20 protein-coding genes are annotated in these 19,783 nt (G+C 50.2%); 15 read left to right on the forward strand and 5 right to left on the reverse strand.

Annotated elements, in window-relative coordinates; translation table 11 throughout:
* Positions 1 to 151: 151 nt before the first annotated feature.
* From CGC65_RS06020 to CGC65_RS06040, 5 genes are all read left to right on the forward strand, one after another.
* On the forward strand, positions 152 to 1,147 hold the full coding sequence (locus CGC65_RS06020) for an SPL family radical SAM protein (protein WP_002567824.1): 996 nt from the start codon (positions 152 to 154) through the stop codon (positions 1,145 to 1,147).
* 215 nt (positions 1,148 to 1,362) lie between these two features.
* Entirely contained in the window at positions 1,363 to 1,749 is a 387-nt protein-coding gene (speD, locus tag CGC65_RS06025; RefSeq protein ID WP_002567823.1) for an adenosylmethionine decarboxylase, read from the forward strand.
* Complete coding sequence (locus CGC65_RS06030; protein ID WP_002567822.1) at positions 1,742 to 2,851, forward strand: DUF4178 domain-containing protein; 1,110 nt, start codon at positions 1,742 to 1,744, stop codon at positions 2,849 to 2,851. Before speD ends, CGC65_RS06030 begins: the two co-directional genes overlap by 8 nt.
* A 77-nt stretch (positions 2,852 to 2,928) precedes the next feature.
* Positions 2,929 to 3,351 (forward strand): DUF350 domain-containing protein, encoded by a 423-nt coding sequence (locus CGC65_RS06035; RefSeq protein ID WP_002567821.1) that lies wholly within the window; start codon positions 2,929 to 2,931, stop codon positions 3,349 to 3,351.
* Entirely contained in the window at positions 3,351 to 4,901 is a 1,551-nt protein-coding gene (locus CGC65_RS06040; protein WP_002567820.1) for a polyamine aminopropyltransferase, read from the forward strand. The genes CGC65_RS06035 and CGC65_RS06040 overlap by 1 nt, the downstream gene beginning before the upstream one ends.
* On the opposite strand, the gene CGC65_RS06045 is transcribed toward CGC65_RS06040, so the two are convergent.
* Both CGC65_RS06045 and CGC65_RS06050 read right to left on the reverse strand, forming a co-directional pair.
* On the reverse strand, positions 4,871 to 6,202 hold the full coding sequence (locus CGC65_RS06045) for an MATE family efflux transporter (protein WP_002567819.1): 1,332 nt from the start codon (positions 6,200 to 6,202) through the stop codon (positions 4,871 to 4,873). The genes CGC65_RS06040 and CGC65_RS06045 overlap by 31 nt on opposite strands.
* Before the next feature lie 276 nt (positions 6,203 to 6,478).
* Positions 6,479 to 7,300, reverse strand: a complete 822-nt coding sequence (locus tag CGC65_RS06050; RefSeq protein WP_002567818.1) for a DUF305 domain-containing protein — start codon at positions 7,298 to 7,300, stop codon at positions 6,479 to 6,481.
* A gap of 205 nt (positions 7,301 to 7,505) precedes the next feature.
* Here CGC65_RS06050 and CGC65_RS06055 point away from each other — a divergent pair, with 205 nt between their 5' ends.
* The 10 genes from CGC65_RS06055 to CGC65_RS06100 all read left to right on the forward strand — a co-directional run bounded on the left by CGC65_RS06055 (position 7,506) and on the right by CGC65_RS06100 (position 15,581).
* A complete protein-coding gene (locus tag CGC65_RS06055; protein WP_002567817.1) occupies positions 7,506 to 8,333 on the forward strand; it encodes a DNA adenine methylase in 828 nt (275 codons plus the stop codon).
* A 10-nt stretch (positions 8,334 to 8,343) separates the two neighbouring features.
* Positions 8,344 to 9,141 carry a DNA-methyltransferase gene (locus tag CGC65_RS06060; protein WP_002567816.1) on the forward strand — a complete coding sequence of 266 codons (798 nt, stop codon included), beginning with the start codon at positions 8,344 to 8,346 and terminating at the stop codon, positions 9,139 to 9,141.
* A complete protein-coding gene (locus CGC65_RS06065) occupies positions 9,135 to 9,998 on the forward strand; it encodes a type II restriction endonuclease (RefSeq protein ID WP_002567815.1) in 864 nt (287 codons plus the stop codon). Before CGC65_RS06060 ends, CGC65_RS06065 begins: the two co-directional genes overlap by 7 nt.
* A 213-nt stretch (positions 9,999 to 10,211) precedes the next feature.
* Complete coding sequence (locus CGC65_RS06070; protein ID WP_002567814.1) at positions 10,212 to 10,628, forward strand: YjdF family protein; 417 nt, start codon at positions 10,212 to 10,214, stop codon at positions 10,626 to 10,628.
* A 47-nt stretch (positions 10,629 to 10,675) separates the two neighbouring features.
* Positions 10,676 to 11,581, forward strand: a complete 906-nt coding sequence (locus tag CGC65_RS06075) for a helix-turn-helix transcriptional regulator (protein WP_002567813.1) — start codon at positions 10,676 to 10,678, stop codon at positions 11,579 to 11,581.
* 136 nt (positions 11,582 to 11,717) lie between these two features.
* Positions 11,718 to 12,008: a DUF3795 domain-containing protein gene (locus CGC65_RS06080; protein WP_002567812.1), complete on the forward strand. Its 291-nt coding sequence runs from the start codon at positions 11,718 to 11,720 to the stop codon at positions 12,006 to 12,008.
* A gap of 31 nt (positions 12,009 to 12,039) precedes the next feature.
* Positions 12,040 to 12,402 (forward strand): TfoX/Sxy family protein, encoded by a 363-nt coding sequence (locus CGC65_RS06085; RefSeq protein ID WP_002567811.1) that lies wholly within the window; start codon positions 12,040 to 12,042, stop codon positions 12,400 to 12,402.
* A gap of 219 nt (positions 12,403 to 12,621) precedes the next feature.
* Positions 12,622 to 13,812, forward strand: a complete 1,191-nt coding sequence (locus CGC65_RS06090; RefSeq protein WP_002567810.1) for a coenzyme F420-0:L-glutamate ligase — start codon at positions 12,622 to 12,624, stop codon at positions 13,810 to 13,812.
* A 71-nt stretch (positions 13,813 to 13,883) separates the two neighbouring features.
* A complete protein-coding gene (locus tag CGC65_RS06095; protein WP_002567809.1) occupies positions 13,884 to 14,669 on the forward strand; it encodes an aspartate dehydrogenase domain-containing protein in 786 nt (261 codons plus the stop codon).
* 12 nt (positions 14,670 to 14,681) lie between these two features.
* A complete protein-coding gene (locus tag CGC65_RS06100) occupies positions 14,682 to 15,581 on the forward strand; it encodes a D-isomer specific 2-hydroxyacid dehydrogenase family protein (RefSeq protein ID WP_002567808.1) in 900 nt (299 codons plus the stop codon).
* A gap of 100 nt (positions 15,582 to 15,681) precedes the next feature.
* On the opposite strand, the gene CGC65_RS06105 is transcribed toward CGC65_RS06100, so the two are convergent.
* Genes CGC65_RS06105 through CGC65_RS06115 form a run of 3 tightly spaced genes read right to left on the reverse strand, consistent with a single transcriptional unit; the run spans position 15,682 to position 19,778 of the window.
* Complete coding sequence (locus CGC65_RS06105; RefSeq protein WP_002567807.1) at positions 15,682 to 16,140, reverse strand: MarR family winged helix-turn-helix transcriptional regulator; 459 nt, start codon at positions 16,138 to 16,140, stop codon at positions 15,682 to 15,684.
* Between the two features lie 18 nt (positions 16,141 to 16,158).
* Positions 16,159 to 18,054 carry an ABC transporter ATP-binding protein gene (locus CGC65_RS06110; protein WP_002567806.1) on the reverse strand — a complete coding sequence of 632 codons (1,896 nt, stop codon included), beginning with the start codon at positions 18,052 to 18,054 and terminating at the stop codon, positions 16,159 to 16,161.
* Positions 18,054 to 19,778 carry an ABC transporter ATP-binding protein gene (locus tag CGC65_RS06115; RefSeq protein WP_002567805.1) on the reverse strand — a complete coding sequence of 575 codons (1,725 nt, stop codon included), beginning with the start codon at positions 19,776 to 19,778 and terminating at the stop codon, positions 18,054 to 18,056. The genes CGC65_RS06110 and CGC65_RS06115 overlap by 1 nt, the downstream gene beginning before the upstream one ends.
* Between the last annotated feature and the right edge of the window lie 5 nt (positions 19,779 to 19,783).

Genomic DNA, 19,783 nt, shown 5'->3' on the forward strand with positions numbered 1-19,783 from the left:
ACTGTTCAAACAAAGCCGCTGCCGCCCATTAAAGGGACAGCGGCTTTTCCATTGATAACTTCACAGATTTGGGGAATGTTAAATAGTAAAAATAAGAAATTGAACCCAATTCCCATATTGTCCATGAATTTATCAGGAGGAAGGCGCATCCATGAAATTTGACGCAGTTTACTATGAACCGGCTATCTTTGACTACCCTCTGGGCCGGCAGCTCAGGGAGGAATACGGGGACCTGCCGTGGATTCCCATTGAGAGCCATAATTCCATCCGGGAAATGCAGGAAAAACCCAATGACCAGTTCGGACACATGAAACGCAATCTGATTGCGGGCATACGAAAGACCCACAAATACGTGGAAAACCACAAGGTATCCGATTATCTGGTCCCATACACCTCATCCGGCTGTACGGCCATGTGCCTGTACTGCTATCTGGTTTGCAACTATAATAAATGCGCTTATCTCAGACTGTTTGTGAACCGGGAGCAGATGCTGGACCGCATCATCAAAAAGGGAAAGAACAGCGGCACCCCCCTTACCTTTGAGATTGGAAGCAACAGCGATTTGGTGCTGGAGAACACAATTACGGGAAATCTTCTTTATACAATTCCGCGTTTTGCAGAGGAGGGGGAGGGAAAACTTACATTTCCCACCAAATTTCATATGGTGGAACCTCTGCTGGACCTGGACCACAGAGGCAAGGTGATTTTCCGCATGAGCGTCAATCCTCAGCCCATTATCCAGAAGATAGAGCTGGGCACATCCGGCTTAAGACAGAGAATCGAGGCTGTAAATCAGATGTGTGAGGCGGGATATCCCTGCGGACTCCTGATAGCTCCCGTCATATTAGTGGAGGGCTGGAAGGAAATGTATACCGGCCTCTTGGAAGAACTGAGGGACGGACTTTCAGATAAAATGAAAAGCCAGATGTTTCTGGAGATTATTTTGATGACCTATTCCTATGTCCACCGGGCCATTAACAGCGAAGCATTTCCCAATGCGCCGGACCTGTATGACAGGGAGCAGATGACGGGCAGGGGACGGGGGAGGTACTGCTACCGGGCCGAATCCAGGGAAGAGGCACAGCTGTATCTGAGGCAGGAGATAGGACGTGTACTGGGAAATGTGCCCATACTTTATATAAGCTGACATGGCCTTGCCGCAGTTTGAATGTGCCGTGCCGTTCCGATATCCATTGTGATGGGAACCGGCATGCGCGTTTTGTATTATGGGTTTGTATTATCGTAAGAATTTGGCAATTGTATCCATATAGTCAGTCTGATATAATCAGAAAGAGGCTGCTGCTGCCGTATTTCCATGGCAGCAGAGCCCCGGAATCACTTAAACGATGAAGGGAAATTGCCATGACAGGAAAGGAAACAGATATTGCAGAGGCCAGGCAGCTGATTGTGGACCTCTATGGATGCCGGACGTCCTATATTGATGATGTGGATTCCATAAAAAATGTGATTCACATGGTCTGCCAATGCATAGGCGCAGGAATTGTGGAGGAATGCTACCATAAATTCTCGCCCATGGGCATCAGCGCGGTGGCAGTCATAACCACCTCCCACATTTCAATCCACACCTGGCCTGAGTATGGGTATGCGGCAGTGGATATATTTTCCTGCCAGGAGGATATACCGGGAGAGATATGCCGCCTTCTCACAGAGTCCTTAAAGGCAGAGCAGGCAGAAACAAGGCTGATTAAGAGGGCGTTAAACAGGGCAAAGGAGGACGTCCATGGGTAAGACATTACAGTTTAATAAGGACCAGAACCTGTCCATAGAAGGGGCGGAATACCGGGTCACAGGGGGAATTGAGTTCCACAACCGTTCAGACGGTTCCCGCTGGTGGGAATACTGCCTGTTGGAAACCCGGACCAGGGGTATAAAATGGCTCAGCATTGACAATATTTATGAAGAATACGCCATTTATACCCAGTGTCCCTATGGCAGTGAGTTTGATGAGATGAATATATTCCGGGATGGTTACCGCCAGGCGGATGCGGGGCAGGCAGTTGTCACGTCCTGCTTTGGCCAGGTGGATACATCGCCGGGAGACACGGTCCGTTATACGGAGTACGAGGACGGTACCGAAGAGCTCATCATTGCGGTGGAGCAATGGGAGGATGAAACAGAGTATTCCAAAGGCTGTTATCTGGATATGGATGAAATCGTACTCCTGGACAGCGGTTGTTCCGGACAGGTGGAGAGCAACAGGACCCTTGGTTTTGTCAATATGAAGAACCTGGCTGTGGCGGCAGTGATACTGGCGGTTCTTGGAGTGTTATCCTATACGTACATACAATCAAATAAGAAGACCATACATAAATATCTGGAAGGTAATATTAATTTCTCCTATCAGACGTCAATTACATCTGATTTGAACGAGAAGGAGAGGGCGGATGTGTACTCCACTGACCTGTCCGTGGATGACGCGGCTAAGGCAATTATCCAGGCCATTGACGGCGGGACCGAGGATGTGCAGAAGAATGGAGAAGATGATTCGGTGGCTATCCTGACAAAGAGTGAATATTGTCTGGTATACACCAGCACGGACCAGACCACCATGGTGCAGATCAGTTCCCGCGCCTATGTATATCAGAGCACCAACACGCCTTACCATGCGACCGGCCATACCCATTCTTATTACCGCGGATTCTATTATTCCAGGGGATTTTTCGGCGACAGGGACAGATACAGACAGCGGACCAGCGGATACGAAAACTACAGCGGCGAAACCGTTGACACCAATCCCGTGGATCCTTACAAAAGCTATTCAGACAGCGTCCGCCAGAGCAGCATCAATTCCAGGCGCTCATCCGGAGGCGGAATCAGCTCCGGCAAATAGGCGAAAAAGGCGAAAAAGGCGAGAAAGTAAACCGGCAGTATGTATTCGGACAAAACCAAATCAAAAAGGAGAAGATTATGGCAGAATTTATTACAATTATGGTTTATTGCGTTTTGGGCACAGCCCTCATGCTCTTTGGTACATTTGTGGTGGATTTGGTGATTCCCTGTGAGTTCCCGGCGGAAATCAAGAAGGGGAATGTGGCGGTGGGAAGCGTTATGGCGGGTATCTCCGTTGGAATCGGAATCATTATCCGGGCAGCTGTTGTGTCCCCTGCCGGCACAGCGGTTCACGAATCATTGCTGACCGGTATTGCCTCAACCATATATTACTATGTGGTGGGGCTGGTGTTCTGCGTTCTGGGCTACCTGGCGCTGAACCTGATCAACCGGAAATATGATCTCAATAAGGAAATCAGCGGCGGGAACCCGGCTGCCGGCATTATGGTTGCAGGAATGTTTATTGGGCTGTCCATCATTATAAGCGGAGTGATTATGTGATGAAGGAAGGGACATTTTCTTACCGCCGGCTGATGTTCACCACCTTCATCATATCCGGCTGCTCCATCATATACGAACTTTTAATCAGCTCCGTCAGCTCCTATCTGCTGGGGGATAGCATAGCCCAGTTTTCCATCACCATCGGCCTTTATATGTGCGCCATGGGAATGGGGTCCTACCTTTCCAAATATGTGAGGACAGAGCTGTTTGACTGGTTTGTCTTTGTGGAAATCGGCGTGGGTATACTGGGAGGGACCAGCTCCCTGCTTTTGTTTTTGGCAAACATCTATGTGCAGTCCTACCAGCTTGTGATGTACCTGGAAATCATACTGATTGGAATGCTGGTAGGCCTGGAGATCCCCCTTCTCACAAGAATCATTGAGGAAAATGCGGGCAATCTGCGCATTACCCTTTCCAGTATTTTCAGCTTTGATTATATCGGAGGGCTGGCGGGCTCCATTGCGTTTCCGCTGCTCCTGCTGCCTCAGCTGGGATATTTTTCCACTGCCTTTCTGGTGGGCAGTCTGAACCTGGGCATATCCCTGTTTATTCTTGTATCCTACCGCGGATATATCAGAATGTTTTCCATGTGGAGACTGGTGAGCGGACTGGCGTGTGCATTCATGGTGCTGGGAATGCTGTTTTCGGAAAATGTGGCATCAGGAATTGAACAGGGGCTTTACAGGGACAAGGTAATCCTGCGGGAACAGACACCGTACCAGAAGCTGGTGGTCACCAAACATAAGGACGATATCCGCCTGTTTATCAATGGAAATATCCAGTTTTCCTCCAAGGACGAGTACAGATACCATGAGGCCCTGGTGCATATACCCATGTCAGCGGCTAAAAGCCGCAGGAATGTCCTGGTGCTGGGAGGAGGGGACGGCCTGGCTGTAAGGGAGATATTAAAATATCCGGAGGTGGAGAAGATCGTGCTGGTGGACCTGGATGCCAGGGTGGTGGACTTGTGCAGAACCAATCAGGACATAGCTGCCCTGAACCAGGGCTCTCTTGACAGTCCCAAGCTGGAAATCCGCAGTGAGGACGCCTACGGGTACCTGGAAAACAATTACCGCAATGAGGGCGGGGAGGGATATGATGGGGAATTCGATGTAATCATCACAGACCTCCCTGATCCCAACAGCGAATCGCTGAACAAGCTGTACACGGACCTGTTCTACCGGCTGTGCAGCAATAATCTCACGGAACATGGGGTTATGTCGGTCCAGTCCACCAGTCCTTACTATGCAGCAGATGCCTATTGGTGCATCAATAAAACTGTGGGACAGGAATTTCCATATGTATATCCCTACCATGTACAGGTGCCCTCTTTCGGCGACTGGGGATTCCAGCTGGCTTCCAAGGATAAGGTGTCTGTGGACGGCCTGGAGCTTCAGGCAGAGGGAAAATTCTTAAATCAGTCCGGCCTTAGGGGACTGTTTTTATTTGCGGAGGATGAGAAGCCCCGCAGGGACAGGCTGACGGCCAACACACTGTCGGAGCCCAGGCTGCTGCATTATTACCTGGAAGCAGAGAAGGATTGGGAGTAGAAGCGCTTACAGATGGCAGCGCCTGTCAGTGCACAAACTAGCTCCGTCGCAGGAAAGGCCAGCCAGACACCGGTCATTCCCCAAAGGCCGGACAGGAAAAACGCTATGGGAATGATGAGCACCATGCCCCTTAACAGGGAAATGATGTGGGCCGGCACAGCCTGCTCCGTGGAGGTGAAAAAGATGGACAGGATGATATTGAGCCCCGCAGCCGGTATGCCTGTAAAATACAGCCTTAGCCCATACTCCGCTATTTCCTGCAGCTTAAGGTTGTTCTCGCTGTTGAATACGGCTGTTATGGGAGCTGCTCCCCAACAAATTCCGGCATACAGTGTCAGGGAGATGAAAACCGCGGTGGCGAGCCCGTACCGCAGTATCCCCCTGATTCTGGCGGAATCACCCCGGCCGTAAGCGCTGCTGATTAACGGCTGCATTCCCTGGGCGATGCCGGTGAAAATGGATATGACCACCAGGGACAGGTTGGCTATGACGCCGTAGGCAGCCACGCCCACATTTCCCTTTAGTCCAAGGATAATCACATTGAACACAATGATGACAATGCCGGAGGATACTTCTGTGATCAGGGAGGGGAATCCCAGGGACAGGATAAGGAGGGCGGTCTGTCCCTGGATTTCTGTTTTGGCGAGATGGAATCCCTTGTTCTTACCCATCCAGTGGCCGGACATGATGGCTATGCTGATAAGGGGCGCCAGCCCGGTAGCCAGTACGGCGCCGAATATGCCCATGCCCAGAGGAAAAATAAAGACATAGTCCAACAGGATATTGGCCATGCTTCCTCCCAGCATGGCAAGCATGGAAAGCCTGGGATTTCCGTCATTCCTCACGAAACAGACCAGGATATCATTGAGAATAAAGGCCGGGGCAAAGAGCAGTATCATTTTCAGGTAGGTCTGGGTCATTGCGGCCACCTGGCTGTCAGCGCCCAAAAGCGCTGTAATCTGCGGGGACAGGAACAGTCCGGCCAGGAAGAACAAAAGGGCCGTAATTCCGGCGAAAAACAGGGTGTTTGTAAAAATCAGATCCGAAAGCCCTGATTTGCGGCTGATGGAGAATTTGGTGGCGCCGCCGATTCCGAACATGAGTCCGCTTCCGTGGATAAAGCTGTAGACGGGAATGGCCAGGTTCAGGGCTGCAAGACCGCTGGTTCCCAGACCTTTGGCGACAAAGAAGGTGTCTGCCAGTATATAGCAGGAAAGACCAATCATTCCCAGTACGTTTAACGAGGTGTATCTGGCAAATTCTTTTAAGCACGATGTTTGTTCTGCATAGTTGTTCTGCATGGTGACCTCCTGAACGGTTCCCATACCTTCCGGCATCTTCCGAAACACAAAAAGCGCCAGTACCTTCTATCTTCTGGAGCGGATGAGGAATGGGATTCCTGATTCGTATTGCTCCTGGGCCTGACGATAGAAAGCCTGACGCTGATATTTTTACCCGGCGGCAAAAATCCAGCCTGTGTCCGGACTGCGGATGGGTGGGATTTTTATGGGGAGATTATAGCATGGGGGAGGGCGGGTGTCAATTGGAGAATCCTGTTTACGATGTTTTATTCCTGTTTATTCCGGCTGGGATTCCTGCTGATCGTTCAGGATCTTTTCCATCTGGGCAATTTCCTTCTCCTGCACATCTATAATATTCTGGGCCATGGTGCGTATCTCTTCATAGTCTGTATACTCCAGGATATCCCTGGCCATATCCACAGCCATCTGATGATGCATAATCATGCCCTCTGCAAAGGCCTGGTCCAGACTGTCAACATCTGAGGTATCCATGTGGTGGGACATGGAGTCATCGGCAAACATTTTGCTGTACTGCTCCAGATAAGCGTCCTCCTTTGTCTGATCCTTTTTTCCGTCCGTTTCATACGTTTTAACCAGCTCGTTCATCTGTTTTAGTTCATCCTTTTGGGCGGTTATGATATCCTGTGCAATGGTTTTTAGCTCATCGCTTTTTCCCTGGTAGTTCAGATAGCTCTCAGACATCTTGATAGCTGCCTCGTGGTGGGGAATCATACCCCTTAGAAAGTCCAGGGAAGCATTTCCTGATTTTTCGCGGATGACCATATCCTCCATCATATTCATCATGATAGAATCCTGTTCGGTCAGGTAACGGCTCAGGTCGTCTCCGGAAGCGTTCATATGTCCGTTATGTCCGCTGTGGTCGGCAGCATTGCCGGAATTTGAGGATGCCTGTTCCCTGGAACCTGTTTCTGTTTCCGTCTGTGACGCTGCGGACGCAGAGGTGCTTTCTGTCTGGCTTTGAGAGGTCTGTCCGTCATCAGAGCCGCTGCGGTTGTTGGCAAACGCAGCCGCCACGGCCACGATGATGACCAGGGCCACGCAGATTCCGATGACCCATGTACGCATATTTTTGTTCATAATCTCTTTCTCCTTTTATCCTTCAATCGGTTGGATTTAATCTGACATAAAATAGTATTTGCTAAATTCAGGGAAATATTCTCCGGTGCATTTTTGCCCGGGTATTTTTGTTTTCCGAAAGAAGGCAGTTGCAGGTTGTGTTTTATTTAACTTTCACTTATAATGAATCATAAATGTTATGATTTTATGGGTGAAAGGAAACACGATGACGGAAATCAGTGCACAGCCATTTGTGAAATGGGCGGGCGGCAAAAGACAATTACTTGAACAGATAAAAGCGAGACTGCCAGAACATTTTAATGGATATATGGAACCATTTGTGGGCGGCGGTGCAGTATATTTTGATTTGCAGCCGGAAAAATCCATTATTAATGATATAAATGAATCATTGATCAATGCCTACCTGCAGATAAAAATTTCACCAGAAGAATTTGCCGATGCTATTTCAGAGTATGATAAAAGAATAGCAGATGGAGGAAAAGAGTATTATTATAAAGTCCGGGAAAACTATAATGATAAAATGATGCGGGCGGAATACGATATGGAATTAGCTGTTTTATTCGTGTTCCTCAACAAACACTGCTTTAACGGTCTTTACAGAGTAAACGGAAGAGGCCTGTTTAATGTACCTTATAATAACAGTGTGAGGGAATCCTGCAGCAAAGAAAGTATCATGGCTGTATCACAAAGCCTTCAGAAGGTGAAGATTATGAAAGGCGATTTTCAGAATGCCTGTGATTTGGCAGAGAAGGGTGATTTTGTTTTTATAGACAGTCCCTACGCCCCCTTGAATCCAACGTCCTTTGAGTCTTATACAAAGGAGGGATTTGACATTGAAAGCCACAGACGTCTGGCTGACGTGTTCAGAGAGCTTACAGAACGGGGATGCTACTGTATGCTGACCAATCACAACACAGATTTTATCAATCAGTTATATGCAGATTTCAACAAAGTGGTGGTGGATGTAAAGCGTATGATAAATTCTGACGCAAAGAACCGGGTGGGTCAGGAGATCATCATTACGAATTATTAGAGGTATATCTATGGAAGAGCTGATGCGGGGAAAAATCCAGGCATATTATGGGACTGATACAAAAAAGCTTTATCTGGGAGACTGTCTTGAGCTGCTGCGGAAAATGAAGCCGGAAAGTGTTGATATGATATTTGCAGATCCGCCATATTTTCTGAGCAATAACGGCATAACCTGCCAAGGGGGAAGAATGGTATCAGTCAATAAGGCGTCCTGGGATGAGGGCGGGGATTTTAAGGAAAACCATGCTTTCAACCGCAGGTGGATCCGCATGTGCAGAAGGGTGCTGAAGCCCGGCGGAACCATATGGATATCCGGTACCCTGCACAATATTTATTCAATCGGAATGGCGCTTCAGCAGGAGCGGTATAAGATAATCAATAATATTACCTGGAAGAAAACAAACCCGCCGCCCAATTTGGCCTGCCGCTGCTTCACTCATTCCACAGAGACGATTTTGTGGGCCAGGAAGGATGAAAAGAAGGCCAGGCACTTGTTTAACTATGAGCAGATGAAGCAAATGAACGGCGGGAAACAGATGAAGGATGTGTGGGAGGGAAACCTCACCAGGCCGTCGGAAAAGTGGGCCGGCAGGCATCCCACGCAAAAACCGGAGTATTTACTGGAACGGATTATTTTGGCGTCCACAAAAAAGGGGGACGTGGTACTGGATCCGTTTTGCGGTTCCGGGACAACCGGGGTGGTGTCCGGAAAGTACGGAAGGCAGTTTATCGGAATTGACAATAACGAAGAATATCTGGATATAGCGAAGAGACGTTTGGATCAGATACAGGAGGCACTGGAGTGGTAAAAAGAGATTTTGACGCATGGCTTAGTAAATTCCGGGCAAGTATTTCAGGGTACCGGTATTACATAGATTTTGACAAGGTAGTCCGTAATGTGGAGGATATAAAAATCGAGTTAAACATACTAAATTCACTGATAGGTTCTGTGAATATAGAAGATGATTTTGAAAAAATAATAACAAAATATCCGGAAACCCTGTCCTGTATTCCCCTGCTTCTGGCTGTGCGGAGCAACGAAATCTATGCCCAGGATGAGAACGGCGCGTTTAAGTATAATTTTAAAACAATGAATTATGATATGGATCAATATAAGATATTCATGAGAAAAACAGGATTGTTTGATCTGCTGCAGAAGCATCTGGTAAACAATCTGGTAGACTATGCGCTGGGGATTGAGACAGGACTTGACTCCAATGGCCGTAAGAACCGGGGCGGGCACCAGATGGAAGATCTGGTGGAGCAATATATCATTGCCGCAGGATTTACAAAGGATGAGAATTATTTTAAAGAGATGTACCTGAAAGATATTGAGAATAAATGGGATATTGATTTGTCCGCTTTATCCAACGAGGGCAAGGCCGCAAAGCGGTTTGACTTCGTGGTAAAAACAGAGTCCATGATTTATGCGGTTGAAACGAATTTTTACAGCAGCGGGGGCTCGAAGCTGAATGAAACCGCCAGAAGCTATAAAATGCTTTCCCAGGAGGCGGACACAATCGAAGGATTTTCCTTTGTGTGGTTTACAGATGGCATTGGCTGGAAAAGTGCCAGAGGGAATCTGCGGGAAACCTTTGAAGTGATGGAGCATGTTTATAATATTGACGATATGGAACATTCGGTTATGACTGCATTATTGGTGTGATGCCAATAAAGAATAGAAAAGTATGCAGTTGTATGGTAAAATCAAAAAGCAAAGATAAAAACACAACGCAGGATAAAAACCTGCAGAGCTGGTAGGTAGTCCAGCCGCATTCCTATAGTCCTGCTTTAACTGGCGGGGAGACAGGGATGTCAGTAACCCTCCCTCCTTGGGTCGTCCATTCTTTGTTCATCACATTTCAAAGGAGGAATTGTCATGGACAAAGTATCGGTAGTACTGAGAGTATTTTTCGAGGACCCATTCTGGATTGGAATACTGGAGCGGGTGGAAAGAGGAAGGATGACTGTGTGCAAGATTACCTTTGGCCCGGAGCCAAAGGATTACGAGGTACACGGATTCCTGGCAAAGGAATACTATGGTCTGCGGTTTAGTCCGGCTGTGGCAGCTGCTGTAAGTGAGCATCTTAAAAACCCAAAGCGCGTGAAGCGCCAGGTCAGAGAGGAGCTTCGGGAGTCAGGCATGGGTACCAAATCCCAGCAGGCCCTGAAATTGCAGCATGAGCAGATAAAGACAGGCAGGAAGGCGGTCAGCAGAGAGAAAAAGGAAGCGGAGGCCAGACGCCAGTTTGAACTGAAACAGCAAAAAAAGAAAGAAAAGCACAGGGGCAGGTAACACTGCCTCTGTGTTTTTAAAAACCAAGAAAGTGAGGGTTGCCATCCATGAAAATAGACCGTCTCATCGGTATCCTGTCTATCCTGCTCCAGCGGGAAAAGGTAACCGCCCCCTATCTGGCGGAAAAATTCGAGGTGTCCCGGAGGACCATCAACCGGGATATAGAGGATATCTGTAAGGCCGGAATCCCTCTTGTTACCAGCCGGGGACCCGGTGGAGGGATTTCCATTATGGAGGGATACAGAATGGACCGTACCCTGATTACATCCGGGGAAATGGATGCAATCCTGGCAGGCCTCAGAAGCCTTGACAGCGTATCAGGGTCAGCCAGATACCGTCTGCTGATGGACAAGCTGGCCCTTGGAAAGCAGGATTTGATAAGCAGTGACAGCAGTATTCTCATTAATCTCTCGTCCTGGTACCGGCAGTCACTGGCGCCTAAAATACACCTGATTCAGGAGGCCGCAGAAACACGGCGTCACATACGTTTTACTTACTATTCGCCCATGGGGGAAACCAGCCGTACAATAGAGCCGTATCTGCTGGTATTCCAGTGGTCCTCCTGGTATGTGTGGGGATTCTGCCTGATGCGCCAGGATTACCGGCTGTTTAAGCTGAACCGTATGGTGGATTTGGAATGCTGCCAGGAGGTCTTTGATAAACGTATCCTGCCGCCTTATGAAAATGAGGCGGACCGTCCTTTCCCCATCCGTTTTCTGGTAAAAGCCCGGTGCAAGCCTTCCATTAAATGGAGGATTGTAGATGAATTTGGCCCGGAGACTCTGGAGGAACTGCCGGACGGTGATTTTATGTTTACAGCCGGATACTCGGACAAGGAAAACCTGTTCTGCTGGATACTGAGCCTGGGAGACCAGATTGAGCTTTTGGAGCCCTGCGAATTCCGCGGGGAGCTTGCAGAGCTGGGACGCCGTGTCTATGAAATTTACAGATAGATACCAGAGCAGTCTGTAAACATGACAAACAGATGTCCTGTTTCCTGCGGTAAAATGAGTTCATAAAACATGACGTACGCCGTGTGTAAAGTGCTGAAACACAGCATCTAAGTGCTCATAGCAAGGAGGAAGGATGATGGAGAATATTGTGGCATGCTGCGGATGTATCTGCAATGAATGTCCTTATTACCAAAAGGAATGCGGGGGGTGCCCAAAGATACAGGGAAAACCATTCTGGCTGGAATACACAGGGGAGGAGCGGTGCGGTATATACCGGTGCTGCGTGGAGGAAAAGAAACTGCCCCACTGCGGCAGATGCAGTGAACTCCCGTGCAGCCGGTATGACCAGCAGGACCCCGCCAGGACGCCGGAGGAAAACGCGGCAGGCTTAAAAAAGATGCTGGAAGTACTCCGGTCCCTGGATTGACAGATTACATATCAAACAAGGAGGACCCAATATGGCTTCCAGCCTGGAATATGTTCAGTATGTAGCTGCGCAGTTAAGCGGCGCAGGTGCCATTTCCTATAAAAAATTATTTGGCGAGTATGGCCTGTGGTGCGGGGGAACGTTCTTTGGAACGGTAGAGAACAACCAGTTTTATATAAAGGTGACAGAAGCAGGACATAAGCATCTCCCGGAAGCAGAACCGGTGGCGCCTCATGGCGGCCGTCCGGGAATGTATCTGGTGGAGGAGCTGGATGACAGAGAGTTTCTGACCGCCCTGGTCCTGGATACTTGCGGTCAGCTTCCAGAACCGCACAAGCCAAAGCAATCTGTGTCAAAGCCATCCCAACCAAAATCAGGGAAACGAAAATCTTAAAACCAGAGCCGGGAATGTAAAAAATATCCGGAAAAAACAGCAGCCCATGTCACCGAAGGAAAGTGATACCGGGCTGCTGTTTATGGTTCCCGCGGCGTCCCTGCAGGTTTATGGTTCCCGCGTATGGTTTCCGCGAAAATAAATACTTCCACAATCCCGTATTTTATACTATAATAAAATAGTATGACGAAAATTATAATATATTAGGAGAAGATACATATGGAAAGAAAAGTAGGAACAATCTCGAGAGGAATCCGCTGCCCGATTATCCGTGAAGGGGACAATCTTGCTGAAATCGTGGTGGACAGCGTTTTGGACGCAGCGGAAAGCGAGGGCTTTGAGATCAGGGACAAAGATGTCATTTCCGTGACAGAGTCCGTGGTTGCCAGGGCTCAGGGCAATTATGCTTCCATTGATGCCATTGCAGAGGACGTGAGGGCAAAGCTGGGCGGAGAGACCATCGGGGTCATTTTCCCGATTCTGTCCAGAAACCGTTTTTCCATCTGCTTAAAGGGAATTGCCAGAGGAGCAAAGAAGGTGGTGCTGATGCTCAGTTATCCCAGCGACGAGGTGGGGAATTCCCTGGTATCCTTAGACCAGGTAGACGAGGCCGGCATCAACCCTTACAGCGATGTGCTGGATTTGAAGCGCTACAGGGAACTGTTCGGGGAGAATAAGCACCCGTTTACCGGAGTGGACTATGTGTCCTATTACTGCCAGCTGATTGAAGAGCAGGGCGCAGAGGCCCAGGTGGTATTTGCAAATAATCCCAGAGAAATCTTAAATCATACCAGGAAGGTGCTGACCTGTGACATCCATTCACGTATGCGCACCAAGCGCATCTTAAAGGAGGCAGGAGCCGAGGTGGTATGCGGCATGGATGATATCCTGAATGCCCCGGTGGACGGAAGCGGCTGCAATGAAAAATACGGCCTTCTGGGCTCCAACAAGTCAACCGAGGACACCATTAAGCTGTTCCCGCGGGATTGTATGGATTTGGTGAACGATATCCAGAAAAAAGTCCTGGACCGCACAGGAAAGCATGTGGAAGTTATGGTATACGGCGACGGCGCGTTCAAGGATCCGGTTGGGAAAATCTGGGAGTTGGCTGACCCGGTGGTATCTGTTGCCAATACAGAGGGACTGGAAGGCACGCCAAACGAAGTAAAATTAAAATATCTGGCTGACAATGATTTTAAGGATCTGTCCGGAGAAGCCTTAAAGAATGCAGTTTCCCAGAGAATCAAGGAAAAGAAATCCGATCTGGTGGGCGACATGGCATCCCAGGGAACCACGCCCAGAAGGCTTACCGACCTTATAGGCTCTCTGTGCGACCTTACCAGCGGTTCCGGCGATAAGGGAACACCGGTTATCCTGGTTCAGGGATATTTTGACAACTATACAAACTAAGCCATAAAAAAAGAGACATGGAGGGCTGAAGGCTTTTATTGAGCGTTCAGCCCTCGTTTTAGGAGGTTACAATGGGAAAATTAAAACTTGGAATCCTGGGCAATGGCTATCTGGCCGATATTATAGTGGAAGCCGGCCTGAAGGGAATGCTGGATGAATATGAGCTGGTGGGAGTTTTGGGCAGAACCAGGGAAAAGACAGAGCTTCTGGCAAAAAAAGGCGGGTGCCGGGCATGCAGCACCATAGACGAGCTTCTGGCGCTGGCCCCTGACTATGTTGCGGAGGCAGCTTCGGTCCAGTCGGTCAAGGACTGCGGAGTGAAGATTCTGGCATCCGGTGCCAGTATGATTGTGCTGTCCATCGGAGCGTTTGCAGATAAGGAATTTTATGGACAGGTAAAGGAAACAGCTGCCGTCCATGGAACCAGGGTGTACATTGCATCCGGTGCAGTGGGAGGTTTTGATGTGCTGCGGACCATATCCCTTATGGGACAGGCAGAGGCAGGCATCAGGACAAAAAAGGGACCGGCATCCTTGAAGGGAACCCCGCTTTTTGAAGAGCGCCTGATGGAGGACACACAGGAGAGCCACGTATTCCATGGTAATGCAAAGGAAGCCATTTCACTCCTTCCCACCAAGGTGAATGTGGCTGTGGCCTCATCCCTTGCGACCGTGGGTCCGGAGGATACCCGTGTGGATATATACAGCGTTCCGGGCATGGTTGGGGATGACCATAAGATTACATCCGAGATAGAAGGCGTGAAGGCTGTTGTGGATATTTACTCCAGTACCAGCGCCATTGCCGGCTGGAGCGTGGTGGCGGTTTTGCAGAATATTGTATCACCCATTGTATTTTAGGAGGAAATGGACATGTTTAAAAAATTAGTGGCAATAGAGCCTGTGAACCTGGTTTCACAGGCAGAGGAGGAGCTGCGCGGGTATGCAGGGGAGATAACATTGTATGAAGATGTTCCGTCCGGTGATGAGGAAATCATCCGGCGCATCGGGGATGCGGACGCAGTGCTGGTAAGCTACACATCCAGAATCAGCCGCTATGTAATTGAGAGCTGTCCCTCTATCCGGTACATTGGCATGTGCTGCAGCCTCTATTCGGAGGAAAGCGCCAATGTGGACATTGCCTGCGCCAGGGAACGGGGCATTACAGTGCTTGGAATCAGGGATTACGGAGACAGGGGAGTGGTGGAATACGTGCTCTGCGAGCTGGTGCGTTTCCTTCACGGCTTCGACCGGCCCATGTTTCGGGATATGCCGGTTGAAATCACGGATTTAAAGGTGGGTATCATCGGAATGGGCGTGTCGGGAGGAATGATAGCGGATGCCATGAAATTCATGGGAGCGGATGTGTCCTATTACAGCCGTTCCAGGAAGCAGGACAGGGAAGACCAGGGGCTGGTTTACAGGCCTTTAAAGGAACTGCTGGCCCGCAGCGAGGTGGTCTTTGCCTGTCTGAATAAGAATGTGATTCTGCTTCATGAGGAAGAATTCACACAGCTGGGACAGGGAAAAATCCTGTTCAATACCTCCATCGGACCTGCATTCGACCTTCCTGCCCTGAAAACATGGCTGGATCAGGGAAATAATTATTTTATCTGTGATACAGAGGGCGCGCTGGGAGACAGCACCGGCGAACTGATTCGCCATCCGGGCGTATTCTGCGCCCATATCTCTGCCGGAAGAACAAAGCAGGCCTTTGATTTGCTCAGCAAAAAGGTGCTGGATAATATCCGTACATATCTGAACCAGCAGTAGATGGAACCGGCAGACGGATGAAATGGTATGAATAAAATAAACATATAAACAGGAAAACCGCCCTGCCGGAATAGTTCTATTCTGACCGGGCGGTTTTCCCTTACGTTTCCTGCTCATCAAATTTAAAATCGCATTCCTCCAGGTTTCTGCATATTTTTTCCATAGTGCCGCAGAATGCTTCCATCTCATCCTGATCCAGCCCGTTCCATATAACCTCATCCACCATCTCCAGCACCTTGCGTACCCTGCGGGCCTCTGCGGCACCATCGCCGGTGAGGCATATCAGATAGGATCTGCGGCATCCCGGATCCTTTTCCCTTACCAGGTAGCCGGATTCCTCCAGACGGTCCAGGGAGCGGGACATGGTGGTTACATCCATATGGCAGAGATCTGACAGTTCTTTCTGGGTGATATGGTCCCGGGCCAGCAGTACATCCAGGATGCGGGCGTGGCCCTGGCCGAAGGTAAGGCCGATCCGGGTGAAATGGGGCTGCATCAGATGTTTCCTTGCCCTTTCCGCCCTCACCAGAAGGCGGCGCACTTGCTCTTGTTTCATCATGGTTCATGTTTCCTTTCTCTATTCCAGTTCAAACTGGCCTGTGTACAGTTTATAATACCGTCCTCTCTGGTCAATCAGTTCTTCGTGGCTACCGCGCTCTATGATTTCTCCCTTTTCCAGCACCATAATGGCCTTGGAGTTGCGGACCGTGGACAGCCTGTGGGCGATGACGAAGACAGTGCGCCCGTCCATCAGCGCATCCATACCCTTTTCAATGAGTTTTTCCGTCCGGGTGTCAATGGAGCTGGTGGCCTCATCCAGAATCAGCACAGGCGGGCGGGAGATGGCTGCCCTTGCAATGGCCAGGAGCTGGCGCTGGCCCTGGGACAGGTTGGCGCCGTCGCTGTGAAGGGGCGTGTCATATCCCTGGGGCAGCCGCCGGATAAAGGAGTGGGCATTGGCTACCTTGGCCGCGGTTACCACGTCTTCGTCTGTGGCATCCAGCCGTCCGTAACGTATATTGTCCGCTATGGTTCCGGTGAACAGGTGGGTATCCTGGATTACCATGGAGAGGGAACGGCGCAAATCGTCCTTTTTAATGGTTCTTATGTCAATGCCGTCATAGGTTATGGTTCCCTGCTGTATTTCGTAGAAACGGTTTACCAGATTGATGATGGTGGTCTTTCCGGCGCCGGTGGAACCCACAAACGCGATTTTCTGCCCCGGTTTCGCATAAAGGCTGATGCCGTTCAGAATGGTTTTCTCCGGCGTGTATCCGAACACAACCTGGTCGAAACGCACATCCCCCTTAAGGGGAATGAGACGGAAGCCGGACTGGGAGCCGGTATGGGGCTCTGCCATATCAGCCGGACCTTCGTGCGGCACCTTCCAGGCGAAACAGTGGGTGAATTCCCTGCATTCTTCCCAGCCGCCCTGGTCGTTCCTGCGCACATTACACAGCGTCACAGTGCCTTCGTCCAGTTCCTGGATCTCGTTCATCATATCAAAAATACGTTCGGCTCCGGACAGGGCAGCCAAAAGAAAGTTAATCTGCTGGGTAAACTGGTTCATGGGCATGGCGCTCTGGCGCACATACACCAGATAGGACGCCAGGGTCCCCAAATCCGTTAACCCTGACAGGACGAACAGGCCGCCCACACAGGCTGACAGGGCATAGTTTACATAAGACAGGGCCACAATGGTGGGAACCGTCATGCCGGAATAGGTCAGGGCCCTGGTGGCCGCTGTCCGGAACGCCTCGTTGCGGCGGCAGAATTCCTCGTAGTCCTGCGCCTCATGGTTAAACACCTTTTCCACCTTCTGTCCGGCCACCATCTCCTCCACAAAGCCGTTGATGCTTCCCAGGTACTTCTGCTGCTGGATAAAATACTTCCTGCTCCTTTTTCCATTATAACGGATGAACAAAACCATGAGAAGCAGAAAAACCATGACAATGAGGGAAAGACGCCAGTCCAGCACCAGCAGCATGGTGATGGTCCCTGTTATGGTTATGAAGCTCTGTATCATCATGGCAAAGCTGTTGTTAAGGGCTTCGCTGATGGTATCCACATCGTTGGTAAAACGGCTCATCAGCTCCCCGTGGGTATGGGCGTCAAAGTAGGTCAGGGGAAGGCGCTGGGTGTGCCGGAACAGGTCGGAGCGGATTTCGCTCACCACCTTCTGGGAAATATGGACCATCATCTGATTGTAGGCATAACAGGAGAGTGCGCCGCACAGGTACAGCCCTCCCATGACCAGCAGCATGTTTACAAGCCCCGGTATGTCACCCGGGAGAATGAAACGGTTGATGACTGGTTTTAACATGTATGTTCCTGAAATGCTGGACAGGGCGCTGACTGCCACCAGGAGGGCGATGACCAGCATATACCACTTGTGCCGGCCCAGGTAGCCGAACATCTGCTTTAAGGTCCGTCCGGTATCCTTGGGACGGTTATAATTTGCTATTCTTGCCATTACAGATTCGCCCCTTCCTGCTGAGAATGATAGATGTCCTGATAAATCTGGTTGGAAGCCAGCAAGGTTTCGTGGCTGCCGACCGCGTTCACCCGTCCGTCCTCCAGTATGATGATTTGGTCTGCGTGGGCAACGGAGGATATGCGCTGGGCAATGATGATTTTAGTTGTATCCGGCATGCTCTTTGCCAGTCCATCCCGGATTTTGGCCTCTGTGGCCGTATCCACGGCGCTGGTGGAATCATCCAGAATCAGCACCCTGGGAGACTTTAGGATGGCCCTGGCAATGCAGAGTCTCTGCTTCTGTCCGCCCGACACATTGACGCCTCCCTGGCCCAGCTCTGTTTCATATCCCCGCTCCAGGCGGTCGATGAATTCATCCACGCAGGCAATGCGGCAGGCCTCCTCGATTTCCTGCTCCGTGGCTGTTTCCCTGCCCCAGCGCAGGTTATCCTTTACTGTCCCGGAAAACAGGGTGTTTTTCTGGAGCACCATGGCGATGGAATCCCTCAGTCCTTTAAGGGAGTATTCCCGGACCGGGCGGCCGTCTATATAAACAGTGCCCTTGGTGACATCATAGAGCCTGGGAATCAGCTGCACCAGCGTACTCTTGGCAGCGCCTGTCTGGCCAATGATGCCCACGGTCTGTCCCGGCTTTATATGGAAGGAAATGTCTGAGAGCACATATTCGGCAGCCTCCTGATTGTATTTAAAGTACACATTCTCAAACCGGATATCACCGTGCTTTACTTCCAGGGTGCTGGACGCATCCTCCCTGATGTCGATTTCCTCATCCATGACCTGCGAGATACGCTTCCAGGAAGCCAGGGCCCTGGTGGTCATAAGGAACACATTGGAGAACATCATCAGGGAATTTAAAACCTGCATCACATAGCTCAGGAAACCGGTGAGCTCGCCCACCTTCACGCCACCTATGGTGACCAGCCTGCCTCCGAACCACAGGATGCACAGGATGGTGGAGTACATGACTAACTGCATGGCCGGCATATTGAGGACTGCCAGGCGGAAGGCTTTTTCCGCTGTGAACTGCAGATTGTAATTGACCTCCTCGAATTTCTGAATTTCATAATCGCCCCGGACATAGGATTTCACCACACGGATGGCGGTCAGGTTTTCCTGAATGATGCGGTTTACCATGTCGATGGCGCCCTGCATCACACTGTACAGGGGGCGCACATGGCTGATGATGAAAAACAGCAGCACACCCAGAACAGGGGCAGCCACCAGAAACACCAGTGCCAGCTGCGGATTGATGTAAAAGGAAGCGGCCATGGCGGTGAGCATCATGACCGGTGAGCGGAAAGCGGGCCGCATGCCTGTGGCAACAGAGTTTTGTATGGTGGTAACGTCGCTGGTAAGGCGGGTCACCAGGGAAGAACTGCTGAAATGGTCTGTGTTGGCAAAGGAAAACTGCTGCAGCTTTGCAAACTCCGCCTTGCGGATTTCGGCCCCCAGTCCCTGGCCGCAACGGGCCGAGAACATGGCGGAGCCCTGGCCCAGCACAAGGGAGATAAGGGCAAAGAGAACCATCTGCAGCCCCTTCATCAGGATATAATGGCGGTCCCCGGTGGCTACGCCCACATCCACAATGGAAGCCATGACCAGCGGGATGATTAACTCAAACACGGTCTCGGCTTCAATACAGAAAACAGCCAGCACCGCGTCCCTTTTGTAAGGCTTCAGATAAGATAAAAATTCCTTCATTCCGG

It is taken from the genome of Enterocloster bolteae (genome assembly GCF_002234575.2).
GTDB lineage: Bacteria > Bacillota > Clostridia > Lachnospirales > Lachnospiraceae > Enterocloster > Enterocloster bolteae.